The organism is Streptomyces nanhaiensis, from assembly GCF_046614825.1.
In the GTDB taxonomy this organism is placed as follows: domain Bacteria; phylum Actinomycetota; class Actinomycetes; order Streptomycetales; family Streptomycetaceae; genus Streptomyces; species Streptomyces radiopugnans.
On record NZ_JBKJFM010000179.1, the window covers coordinates 1 to 11,110 of the forward strand.

Genomic DNA, 11,110 nt, shown 5'->3' on the forward strand with positions numbered 1-11,110 from the left:
CCGTGCGCCCGTAGGCGTCCAGGGCGGCGGCCACCTGCCGGAGGAAACCGGCGTACGGGCGGGTGACCTCGTGGCCGGGGCGGGGCGCCTCGTCGCCCTCGTCGGCCGCCCCCCGCAGGGTCCGGGTCAGGGCGACCAGGCGCCCGGCCACGTCCTCGGGCGTGGGGATCGTCCCCTCGTACACCGCCGCCAGCCCGCCCGCCTCCGCGCGGCGGCGGCCCTCCCGCACCCCGTGCGGGCAGTCCGTGCAGGCGCAGCCGCCGTGCCCGGCCGGCGGCGGAGCGCCGCCCGCCGCGCCGGACGGCCTCGCCGTCCCTCCCGGGGGCGCGCTCGCCGTACCGCCGCCCCGCGCCGTGTCCACGGCCACTGTCGACCCACCTCTCCCCGGCTCTCCCCGAGCCGCCGACTCTTCGGCAACGGGAGGGAATTGTGCCCTACGGGCAGGGGGCCGGGGCGGTGTTCCCGACATGTTCCCCGGCCCGCTCCCGGCCCGCTTCCGGCCCGTCTTCCCGGGCGCGGGAGCCGGTTCGCGGCGGTGGGGGAGAGGAGGGGCGCCCCCAGGGGCGCCGCGTGTTCACCACCCGGACGAGTGAGCCGCCCCGGCGGACGGTGTGCCACCCGAGGGTGACGGAGGCCGGGCTCGTCTCCCCCCGGCCGTTTCCTCGGCCGTTTCCCCGGCCGGTCTCCCCCCGGCGGGTCCGCGGTGCGCTGCCGGAGCGGCGGGAGCGGCGGGCGCCGAAGAGCGCCCTGGCCGAGGGAGGCCGACGACCCCCGGATACGCTCGCGTGCCATGGAGGCACTCACCCACTTCTTCGTCGGCCTGCACATAGTCGGCATCGGCGCCCTGCTCGGCGGCTTCATGACCCAGATGAAGGCCATGGGCGCCGGCGAGGCCCGCATCGTCCCGGCGATGCTGCACGGAGCCCTCACCATGCTGGTGACGGGCGTGGCCCTGGTGGGCCTGAACGAGGCGGACGGCCAGACCGTCAACCACATCAAGATCGGTGTGAAGCTCACCCTGCTGGTGGTGATCCTCGGCCTGGTCTACGTCAAGCGGGACGAGGAGCGGCTGCCCGCGCCGCTGTTCGGCACCATCGGCCTGCTCACCGTCGCCAACATCTTCATCGCCGTCATGTGGACGTAGTCGGTCACCCGGACGGCCGGCGGCGGGCGGACGGCGGTGCGCAGGCACGGCCGCCCGCCCGCAGGCAGTCCGGGTGACCGACTCAGGCCGGCCGGACCGCGCTGTGGAAGGGCATGTGGTCGACGGACTCGTAGCGCACCTCGGCGCCCGGTTTCGGCGCGTGGATCATCTGGCCGCCGCCCGCGTAGATGCCGACGTGGCTGATGTCGTCGTAGAAGAAGACCAGATCACCCGGCCGCATGTCGGCCTCGGCGATCCGGGTGCCCGCGTCCACCTGGTCGTAGGTGGTGCGCGGCAGTGAGACGCCCGCGCTGAGCCAGGCGGCCTGGGTCAGCCCCGAGCAGTCGTAGGAGTTGGGGCCGGTGGCGCCCCAGACGTACGGCTTGCCGAGCTGGGCCTCGGCGAAGGCGAGCACCTTCTGGGCCTTCGCGGTGTACGAGTCGTCCGCGGTGCCGCCGGTCCCGGTGTCCGTGCCGCCGCTGTCCGTGCCCGTGTCCGTGCCGCCGCCGGTGTCCGTGCCGCTGTCCGCCGGCGTCCCGGCCCGCTCCTCGCGCTCGGCGGCGGCCTCGGCCTCGGCCTGCCTCTCGCGCTCGGCGGCGGCGGCCGCCTTGCGGCGGGCCTCCTCCTGCCGCCTGCGCTCCTGCGCGGCCAGGCGCGCCTTCTCCTCGGCGGTCAGCTCCGACAGGAGTTTCCGGGCCTGCGCCAGCTTGCCCTGGACGGTCTTCTTGCTGTCCGCCAATTCCTTCTGCGCGTCGGTGAGTTCGGCCAGGCTCGCCGACGCCTCCGAGCGCTTCTTCCGAGCCGCGCGCTGCTCGTCCCGGTAGTCGTCGACGGCCTGCCGCTGGCGGTCGGTTATCCGGTCCATCAGGTGCTTGCGGCCGAAGAAGTCCTGGGGGTCGTCGGACAGGAGCAGCACCGCGGTGTCGGAGACCCCTCCGCCGCGGTACTGCGCGGTGGCGTAGCCGCCCAGCTTCCGGCGGGCGTCGTTGAGCCTGTCCGCGCGCTCGGCGGCCTCGTCGAGGAGCCGGTCGACCTCCTCGCGCTGCTCGTCCGCCTTCTCCCTGGCCGCGTTGTACTTCTGCGTCGCGCTGCCCGCCTCCCGGTAGAGCGCGTCCACCCGCTCGCGGACCTCCTCGATCGAGGGCCGGTCGTCCTCGGGCGCGGCCTGGGCGGGGCCCTGGGAGAGAAGGGTCGCGGAGGCGATGGCCGCGGTGGTGAGCCCGACCGCTCCGCGACGGGAGGCGGGGGACAGCAGGGGGGTGCGCGGTCTGCGGTGCGACGCCAAGGCGAGCGCTCCTTCCGTGGAACACCGCCTACCGGGTTAGCTGACGGGTTCGGGCGTCGGAAGTCCGCCCTACGGGCCCGCGGGCCCGATTCACCCCATGGGGAGTGGGTCCCCGGCCCCGGCCGCACGGCCGGGCTCGGCGGAGGCCGCCCGTGCCGACGCTGTCGCCGGCGAGGGGTCCGGGCCGCCTGACGCTGGACCGTAGAGCACCGGTGGGGCTCCTGTGAAGGCTGGTGTTCGGTATATCCCGAAACCGATTCGTTATCGGTCGGTTATCGTCCGTTTCGGGCTCCCGCCGCCGGACCCGGCCGCTCCGGGGGCGGCGTTCAGTCGCGGGAGCGGCGCCCGGGCCAGCGGTACGGGTGGCGCACGACGATCGTCCCCACCTTGGAGCCGCCGCTGATCCGCAGCACCGGCATCCCGGGCACGGGCGGTTCGGTGGCCCGGTTCCGCACGGAGCCCATCCCGGAGGTCACCTCCTCGGCCCGCACCGTCCAGCCGCGCGGCACGACGACCCTGATCTCGCCCATTCCCGCGTCGAGCTCCAGACGGACCTCGCGGTGGCGGCACTCCGCCCGCGTGAAGTCGATCACGATCCGACCCAGCGTGGTCTTGGCGGTGACCCGCTCCGGCACCACCCAGTGGCCGTCCTGCCGGATGTCACCGGCGACCGTCCTCAGCGCCAGCGGCTCCTGAGCGCTCGGGGCCAGGCCCGCCGCGTCCTGGCCGGGCAGGTCCGCGACCAGTGCCTCCAGTTCGCCGTAGGTCTTGGCGGCGAACGCCTTCTCCAGCCGCTCGTCCAGCTCCTCCAGGTCGATGCGGCCGTCGCCGGCGGCCTCGCGCAGCCGCTCGGCCACCGCCTCTCGGTCGGTGTGCCCGGCGCGCAGCTCCGAGCCGGGACGGGGACGGGGCGCGGGGGCGTCGGTCATGCCCGCCATCTTAGGAGGGCCGCCCCGGCCGCGGGCGCGGCGTCCTAGACTCGACGGCGATGAGCAGCCTCTTCGACGACAGCTTCCTGGCCGACCTCGAGCCCTCCGGGGACGAGGAGCCGCCGCCCCCGCCGGAGGAGGCGTCCGCACCGCCGGAGGACGACGTCCCCGACGACCTCTTCGCGGGCGCCTTCGGCGCAGGCGGGGCGCGCGACGCCTACTACGGCAACGGCGCGGCCCGTCCCGTCGTCGATCCGGCCGCCCTGCTGGAGGGGCTCAACGACCAGCAGCGCGCGGCCGTGGTGCACACCGGCTCGCCCCTGCTGATCGTCGCGGGCGCCGGGTCGGGCAAGACGCGGGTGCTCACCCACCGCATCGCGCACCTGCTGGGCGCACGCGGCGTCCACCCCGGGGAGGTCCTCGCGATCACCTTCACCAACAAGGCCGCGGGCGAGATGAAGGAGCGCGTGGCGGAGCTGGTCGGCCCGCGCGCCCAGTCGATGTGGGTCTCCACCTTCCACAGCGCGTGCGTGCGCATCCTGCGGCGCGAGAGCAAGAAGCTCGGCTTCACCTCCAGCTTCTCGATCTACGACGCCGCCGACTCCCGCCGTCTGATGGCGCTGGTCTGCCGGGACCTGGACCTGGATCCCAAGCGATTCCCGCCCAAGTCGTTCAGCGCGCAGGTGTCGAACCTGAAGAACGAACTGGTCGACGAGGAGGACTTCGCGGCCAGGGCGTCCGACGGTTTCGAGAAGACGCTGGCCCAGGCGTACGCGATGTACCAGGCGCGGCTGCGGGAGGCCAACGCCCTGGACTTCGACGACATCATCATGACGACGGTCCACCTGCTCCAGGCGTTCCCCGACGTCGCCGAGCACTACCGCCGCCGCTTCCGGCACGTGCTGGTCGACGAGTACCAGGACACCAACCACGCCCAGTACACCCTGATCAGGGAGCTGGTGGGCGTGGACGGCGACGAGGGGGGCGCGGCCGGCGGCGGGCGCGCCGAGCTGTGCGTGGTGGGCGACGCCGACCAGTCGATCTACGCCTTCCGCGGCGCCACCATCCGCAACATCCTCCAGTTCGAGGAGGACTACCCGGACGCGACCACCATCCTGCTGGAGCAGAACTACCGCTCCACCCAGACCATCCTGTCGGCCGCCAACGCCGTCATCGAGCGGAACGAGAACCGCCGCCCGAAGAACCTGTGGACCGAGGCCGGGTCCGGGGCCCGCATCACGGGCTACGTGGCCGACACCGAGCACGACGAGGCGCAGTTCGTCGCCGAGGAGATCGACCGGCTGACGGACGCGGGCGAGGCGAAGGCGGGCGACGTCGCCGTCTTCTACCGCACCAACGCGCAGTCCCGTGTCTTCGAGGAGGTCTTCATCCGGGTCGGCCTGCCCTACAAGGTCGTCGGCGGAGTGCGCTTCTACGAGCGCAAGGAGGTCCGCGACGTCCTGGCGTACCTGCGGGTGCTGGCCAACCCCGAGGACGCCGTGCCGCTGCGCCGCATCCTCAACGTCCCCAAGCGGGGCATCGGCGACCGGGCCGAGGCGATGATCGAGGCGCTGGCGCTGCGCGAGAAGACCACCTTCCCGCAGGCGCTGCGCCGCGTCGACGAGGCGTACGGCATGGCCGCCCGCTCGGCCAACGCCGTCAAGCGCTTCAACGCGCTGATGGACGACCTGCGGACGGTCGTGGAGTCCGGCGCCGGGCCGGCGACCGTGCTGGAGGCGGTGCTGGAGCGCACCGGCTACCTGGCGGAGCTTCAGGCCTCCACCGATCCGCAGGACGAGACCCGCGTGGAGAACCTCCAGGAACTGGCCGCCGTGGCGCTGGAGTTCGAGCAGGAGCGCGGGGAGAATCCGGGCACGCTGGCGGAGTTCCTGGAGCAGGTGGCCCTCGTCGCCGACTCGGACCAGATCCCGGACGAGGACACCGAGGGCTCGGGCGTGGTGACGCTGATGACGCTGCACACCGCCAAGGGCCTGGAGTTCCCGGTCGTCTTCCTGACGGGGATGGAGGACGGCGTCTTCCCGCACATGCGGACCCTGGGCAAGACCAAGGAGCTGGAGGAGGAGCGGCGGCTGGCGTACGTCGGCATCACGCGGGCGCGCGAGCGGCTCTACCTCACGCGCTCGGCGATGCGCAGCGCATGGGGGCAGCCCGCCTACAACCCGCCCTCCCGCTTCCTGGAGGAGATCCCGGAGCAGTACCTGGAGTGGAAGCGCACGGGGCCGATGGCCGCCCCGGGCGGAGGCCGGGGGAGCGGCGCCGGCGGGCTGTCGTCGACGGCGTCCTCCCTGTCGTCCTCGCTGTCGTCGTCGTTCCCGCCGGGACCGGCGGCGTCGCGGCGGCGCGGTCCGAGCGGCTTCGCCACGGGCCGGGCCCAGGACCGCCCGGTCGTCGCACTGGAGGTGGGGGACCGGGTGACGCACGACAGCTTCGGGCTGGGCAGGGTCGTGGCCGTGAAGGGCAGCGGGGACAACGCGGAGGCGACGATCGACTTCGGCGGCGACAAGCCGAAGCGGCTGCTGCTGCGGTACGCCCCGGTGGAGAAGCTCTGAGGAAGGCCTGACCCCGGCCGACGGGGCGTCGGCCGGGACGGGTCCGGGGCGCGGGGCGGCTTCCGGCGCAGCCGGAAGCGGGGTCGGGCGGGATCAGGTGGGGTCGAGGCCCTGGGCGCGGAACCAGGGCAGCGGGTCGATGGCCGCGCCGCCGGCCGGCCGCACCTCGAAGTGCAGGTGGGGACCTGTGGAGTTCCCGGAGTTGCCGGAGTAGGCGATGGTGTCGCCGGCCTTGACGTAGCCGGAGCGGATCCGGGTGCTGCTCAGGTGGCAGTACCAGGTCTCGGTGCCGTCGGGCGCGGTCACTATCGCCATGTTGCCGTAGGCGCTGTTCCACTGGGTCCTGACCGTGCCGTCGGTGGCGGCCATGACCGGGGTGCCGTAGCTGACGGGGAAGTCCAGGCCCGTGTGCAGCGACATCCAGTTGATGCCGGCCTGCCCGTAGTACGCGCTGAGCCCCTGCTGGGCCACCGGGAGCGCGAACTTGGGGCGCATCGCCTCCTTGCGCGCCGCCTCGGCCTCCTTGCGCTTGCGCTCCGCCTCCTGGCGCTCCTTGAGGTCGATGCGCTCCTGGGTGCGGCTGGCCCGGTCGGCGAAGCCCTCGGCCTCGTCGGAGAGCCCGGCGAGCTGGGTGTCGAGCTTGCTGTTGGCCGCTTGGGACTTGACCGCGGAGGCGGCGGTGTCGGGGGCGGCCTGGGCGGCGGTCTCCTCGGCCTCGTCGCCGACGCCGCTGACGGAGGCGGCGGCCACGGCGGTCACGCCCATGACGCAGACGGACGGCACGGCGACGGTGAGCAGCGCCGAGCGCTTCGGCCGCGCGGAGCGGCGGCGGCGCGAGCCGGCCGGACGTACCGGCGGCCCGGGCCTCCGCGAACCCTCCTCGTGCTCCTCCGGCCGGGCCGGGCCGGGGAGGTCGAAGGGTTCGGAGGCGCCGGGCCGCTCCGTGGGGCCGGTGGAATCGGCGGACTCGGCGGGTCCGGCACCGGGTTCGGGTTCGGGCGCGGGAAAGGCGCCGGTCCCGTCGGTGTCGGCGGAGGAGCGGGTGCCGTACTCGGGGTATTCGGCGTACTCGCCGTACTCGCCGTACTCGGAGTGCCGGCCGTACTCGCCGTAGGCCTGGCCGCCGCCGGTCTCGGTCTCGGGCTCCACCGCGGGGTAGGAGCCGGAGTCGTCCCAGGAGGCGGCGGGGTAGCCGTCGTACGCGGCGTGCTGCCCGGTGTCCCCAGTCCAGGCGGCCTCGGGGGAGACCGCCTGGCCGGTGTGGACGCCCGTGCCGTAGCCGGTCTCCGTCCAGCCGTGGCCGCCGCCGTCCGGGGAGTCGGCGGGCTGCGCCGGGGCCTGCGTCCAGGAGGCGGTGGTGTAGCCGTCGTACGCGGCGTGCTGGCCGGTGTCCCCGGCCCAGCCGTCGCCCGAGGGGAACCGCTGGTCGGCGGGGGCCTGGGAGGCGTCGCCCGGCAACGCCCCGAAGAGGGGGTCGCCGTCGCCGTACGCGGTGCCGAACGCGTCGGAGGTGCCGGTGACGTAGCCGTACGGGGCGTCCTGTGAACCCTGGTAGCCGTAGGCGGACTGGTCGTACGGAGAGCTGTAGGAACCGTACGAGGAGTCGGCGGGGGAATCGGCGGGGGTCGAGACTCCCGACAGGTGACGGTCGTTCACCACCAACTTCTCTTTCGCCTCGACGACAGGGGCGGAGCAGTGCGGCGACTGTACCCGGCGGTATGCGACGGCGACAATCTTCGGCAGGTTTCGGACGGCCGGGAAACGGGCATTCGGTCGCCTTTCGGTGGACTACGGATCAGTACTTGGCCGCGCGTTCGAAATAAGTTCGAATAAGGCGGGCTCCGGAAAGCGCCGAACCGGCGGCGGAAGCCCGTGAATTCCCGTGCGGGGATACGCAGATGCGCGGATACGGGGACGCGGGACGCGGGGGGCCGGTGAGTGGGGACCGGCGAGTCCGGTGGGTCCGGTGAGTCCGGCGAGGGGCTGTCCGGGGACGCCGCGGCGGAGAGGGCCGCGGGCCGGGGCCGGTCAGGCGGCCCCGGCGGATCCCCGGTCCGTCCGCTCCGCCCGTTCCCCCCGGCGCGGCGCCCCCGCGGCCAGCTCCCGCCGGATCCCGGCGGCGACCTCCCAGTGCGCGGGAAGTGTCAGATGCCCCAGGCCGCTCACGCGCACGCTGCGGGAGTCCAGGTCGGGATGGTCGAGCCGGGCGGTCTCGACGGGCACCATGAGCTGGTCCAGATCGCTCCAGAAGGCCACGAAGCGGGTGCGGCAGCCCGGCGCGGGGCCCGCCAGCTCCTCGATCACATCGGAGTCCGGCCGGAGCTGACGCACGATCGGGTGGGCCGACATCAGCGGCGCCACCCGCGTCCCGGAGTGCGGGGTGCCCAGGGTCACCAGGGTGCGTACGCGGGCGTCACCGCCCATCCGCTGGACGTAGTGGCGGGCGATCAGTCCGCCCAGGCTGTGTCCGACCACGTCGATGCGGCGGCGGCCGGTGCTCCCGCAGACCTCCTCGACGCACTCCGCGAGGCGCTCCGCGGCGCAGCGGACGTCGCAGGTGAGAGGGGAGTAGTTGAAGGCGCGGATGTCGCGCCAGCCGTTGCGCACCAGTGAGCGGCGCAGCAGGGTGAACACCGAGCGGTTGTCGATGAAGCCGTGCAGCAGCAGTACGGGCGGGCAGTTCTCCCCCGCGCGGCTCTCCGTCTCGCCGGCGCGCCCCTTCCCCTGCCCCCCTCCGGGCGGGGAGCCCGGGCGCACCCGCTCGTCCTCCCCGCCCCCGCCCGCCTGCGGAGCAGGTGCGTACCGTTCCTGCGCCATGCCCGCGGGGTAGAGCAGGGTGCGGCTCGCCAGGGAGGCGGCCTCCAGTGCGGCGGCCCGCAGTTCGCGCGGGGCGAAGGGGATCAGGGACAGCGGCAGGGCGTCGAGGAACGAGCCGGAAGAGAAGGGCAGCGCCCTGGTGACCCTCATGGCCGGTGACCTCCTCCCCGGTGGCACGCGCCGGACATATGTGGTCGTATGCCCCCCGAGAGGGGACCTGATGCAGAGTGGACGCGGATCGCGGGATCGCGGGGCCGCGGGCCGCCCGGGGGTCACCGCCGGTTCCGCCCCGGGGACCCGGCCGTGACGGCCGGTGTTCCGTGTGATTTCCCCCTCCCTGCTTACCGTGGAACTGCCGGGTGGGGGATGCTGGCGATAACGTTCGTTCACCGGGTAACCGCCCGCTGACAGATGGTCGGGCGGACCAGCCGGGCCGCAGTCGTTATGGGAGGCAGTGATGGGTGTGTCGGGTCCGATCCGCGTGGTGATCGCCAAGCCGGGTCTCGACGGCCACGACCGCGGCGCCAAGGTGATCGCACGGGCGCTGCGCGACGCCGGTATGGAGGTCATCTACACCGGCCTGCACCAGACGCCCGAGCAGATCGTGGACACCGCGATCCAGGAGGACGCCGACGCGATCGGCCTGTCCATCCTCTCCGGCGCCCACAACACGCTCTTCGCCAAGGTCCTGGAGCTGCTGCGGGAGCGCGACGCCGAGGACATCAAGGTCTTCGGCGGCGGCATCATCCCCGAGGACGACATCCCCCCGCTCAAGGAGCAGGGCGTCGCGGCGATCTTCACCCCGGGCGCGCCCACCGGCGAGGTGGTGGAGTGGGTGCGCTCCCACGTGCGTTCCGTGGCGGCCTGACGCCGGGCGGCGTACGGGCCGGGGCACGAGTCGGCGTACGGGCCGGGCCCCGGACGGGGGCCGGTGGAGCTCTGGTGGAGCTCCGGCCGGGTCCCGGGGCGCCCTCCCGGGACCCGGTACGCCGGGCACGCCCGCGGCCGGGGCGGTGGGCGGGCGCGTCTCATAAGCCGTCCGCCGCTGCCCGGCCCCGCGCGGGGCCGCCGTCCCCCGGCGGCTCGAGCTCCGCGAGCATCGTGGCGCGGAGGCGGAGCGTGGCCACCAGCCGCTGGAACGCCTCCGCCCAGTAGCCGCCCGCGCCCGGTGAGCCGTCCTCCGGTTCGTCCGGGACCGCGGCCAGCGGGGCGAGGCGGTCGGCCCCGCCCGGATCCAGGCAGCGCTCGGCCAGGCCCAGCACCCCGCTGAAGCTCCACGGATAACTGCCCGCGTCCCGGGCGATCTCCAGCGCGTCCACCACGGCCCGCCCCAGTGGCTCGGCCCAGGGGACCGCGCAGACGCCCAGCACCCGGAACGCCTCGGACAGGCCGTGGGCGGCTATGAACTCCGCCGCCCACTCCGCCCGCTCCCCGGCCGGCAGCACCGCCAGCAGTCTCGCCGGATCGCCCGGGGCCGCGGCCATCGGGACGGACGGCTTCCTCAGCAGCGCCCGCGCCCACGCGGCGTTCCGCTGGCGCACGGCGGCCTGCGCCCAGGCGGCGTGCAGGTCCGCCTCCCAGTCGTCGGCGACCGGCAGCGCCGTGATCTGGGCGGGTGTACGGCCGCCCAGATGGGCCGGCCAGGTGTCGAGCGGCGCGGCCTCCACCACCTTGGTCAGCCACCACGAACGCTCGCCGCGGCCCGGGGGCGCCCCGGGCGCCACGCCGTCGCGCCGCATGCCCGGGTCGCACTCGTACGGCGCCTCGACCACCAGCCGGTCCATCCGGCCGGTGCGGTCCAGCGCGACGCAGGAGCGCGCCCGGACCGCCATCCGCGCCGCGAGCGCGGAGGAGGGCAGGGCCGACAGCAGCTCGGCGGCGGTGGCCCGGACGTTGCGGCTGCGGTCGTCCAGCGCGCGCTCCAGGAACTCCTCGTCCCCCGGTGACAGGCCCTCGCGCAGCGAGTCCAGGAACATCAGCCGGTCCTCGGCCCGCTCCGCGGCCCAGGTTCCGGCCAGCAGTTCGCGGGCCGCCGCCGGATCACGGCGCCGCAGGGACAGCAGCAGCGCCGACCGCTCGGCGAACAGGCCCTCCTCCCACAGCCGCCGTACGGCGGCTTCGTCCGCCCGCGGCGGGCCGGAGCCGTACCCGGAGCGGCCGCGCAGCGCGAACCGCCAGTCCGGGTTGAACCGCGCCAGCCACAGGGCCCGCGGCCCGCCCAGGTCGAGCGCACGGGCACGCAGATCGGTGCGGGCGCGGGCCGCGTACAGCAGGGCGGGCAGCAGTTCGGCCGGGGCGCGGTAGCCCTGGGCGCACGCGGCGGCCAGCCACTGCGGCAGCAGTTCGGCCAGGTCGGGCGCGGTGC

At 74.4% G+C, this 11,110-nt stretch carries 8 protein-coding genes, 1 pseudogene and 1 riboswitch; of the genes and pseudogenes, 3 read left to right on the forward strand and 6 right to left on the reverse strand.

The features are described from left to right. Positions 1-367: pseudogene (locus ACLIYP_RS26625) on the reverse strand (hypothetical protein); the annotation flags it as partial. Positions 368-790: 423 nt separating this feature from the next. Between ACLIYP_RS26625 and ACLIYP_RS26630 the strand changes: the two are divergent. Next, the gene (locus ACLIYP_RS26630) at positions 791-1,144 is read left to right on the forward strand and encodes a hypothetical protein (protein ID WP_412715645.1); all 354 of its coding nucleotides are present in this window, start codon (positions 791-793) and stop codon (positions 1,142-1,144) included. 82 nt (positions 1,145-1,226) lie between these two features. Here ACLIYP_RS26630 and ACLIYP_RS26635 read toward each other — a convergent pair whose 3' ends face one another. Next, positions 1,227-2,429 (reverse strand): C40 family peptidase, encoded by a 1,203-nt coding sequence (locus tag ACLIYP_RS26635; protein WP_412715646.1) that lies wholly within the window; start codon positions 2,427-2,429, stop codon positions 1,227-1,229. Positions 2,430-2,439: 10 nt separating this feature from the next. Then, a riboswitch (cyclic di-AMP (ydaO/yuaA leader) is annotated at positions 2,440-2,581 on the reverse strand. A 174-nt stretch (positions 2,582-2,755) separates the two neighbouring features. Continuing rightward, complete coding sequence (locus ACLIYP_RS26640; RefSeq protein WP_412715647.1) at positions 2,756-3,358, reverse strand: DUF1707 domain-containing protein; 603 nt, start codon at positions 3,356-3,358, stop codon at positions 2,756-2,758. A 59-nt stretch (positions 3,359-3,417) separates the two neighbouring features. Between ACLIYP_RS26640 and pcrA the strand changes: the two genes are divergently transcribed. Next, complete coding sequence (gene pcrA / locus ACLIYP_RS26645) at positions 3,418-5,928, forward strand: DNA helicase PcrA (protein WP_412715648.1); 2,511 nt, start codon at positions 3,418-3,420, stop codon at positions 5,926-5,928. A gap of 93 nt (positions 5,929-6,021) precedes the next feature. Here the strand turns inward: pcrA and ACLIYP_RS26650 are convergent, their stop codons facing one another. Together ACLIYP_RS26650 and ACLIYP_RS26655 are read right to left on the reverse strand one after the other, a co-directional pair. Then, positions 6,022-7,584: a peptidoglycan DD-metalloendopeptidase family protein gene (locus tag ACLIYP_RS26650; protein WP_412715649.1), complete on the reverse strand. Its 1,563-nt coding sequence runs from the start codon at positions 7,582-7,584 to the stop codon at positions 6,022-6,024. Between the two features lie 372 nt (positions 7,585-7,956). Continuing rightward, positions 7,957-8,895 carry an alpha/beta hydrolase gene (locus ACLIYP_RS26655; protein WP_412715650.1) on the reverse strand — a complete coding sequence of 313 codons (939 nt, stop codon included), beginning with the start codon at positions 8,893-8,895 and terminating at the stop codon, positions 7,957-7,959. A gap of 307 nt (positions 8,896-9,202) precedes the next feature. Here ACLIYP_RS26655 and ACLIYP_RS26660 point away from each other — a divergent pair, with 307 nt between their 5' ends. Then, a complete protein-coding gene (locus ACLIYP_RS26660) occupies positions 9,203-9,613 on the forward strand; it encodes a cobalamin B12-binding domain-containing protein (RefSeq protein WP_093661496.1) in 411 nt (136 codons plus the stop codon). Positions 9,614-9,773: 160 nt separating this feature from the next. On the opposite strand, the gene ACLIYP_RS26665 is transcribed toward ACLIYP_RS26660, so the two are convergent. Then, on the reverse strand, positions 9,774-11,110 hold a 1,337-nt coding region (locus ACLIYP_RS26665), incomplete at its 5' end, for a DUF5691 domain-containing protein (RefSeq protein ID WP_412715651.1).

Coding starts and splice junctions, on each gene's coding strand:
- ACLIYP_RS26630 (WP_412715645.1), top strand. CDS start 791: ATGGAGGCACTCACCCACTTCTTCGTCGGCCTGCACATAGTCGGCATC.
- ACLIYP_RS26640 (WP_412715647.1), bottom strand. CDS start 3,358: ATGACCGACGCCCCCGCGCCCCGTCCCCGTCCCGGCTCGGAGCTGCGC.
- pcrA (WP_412715648.1), top strand. CDS start 3,418: ATGAGCAGCCTCTTCGACGACAGCTTCCTGGCCGACCTCGAGCCCTCC.
- ACLIYP_RS26655 (WP_412715650.1), bottom strand. CDS start 8,895: ATGAGGGTCACCAGGGCGCTGCCCTTCTCTTCCGGCTCGTTCCTCGAC.
- ACLIYP_RS26660 (WP_093661496.1), top strand. CDS start 9,203: ATGGGTGTGTCGGGTCCGATCCGCGTGGTGATCGCCAAGCCGGGTCTC.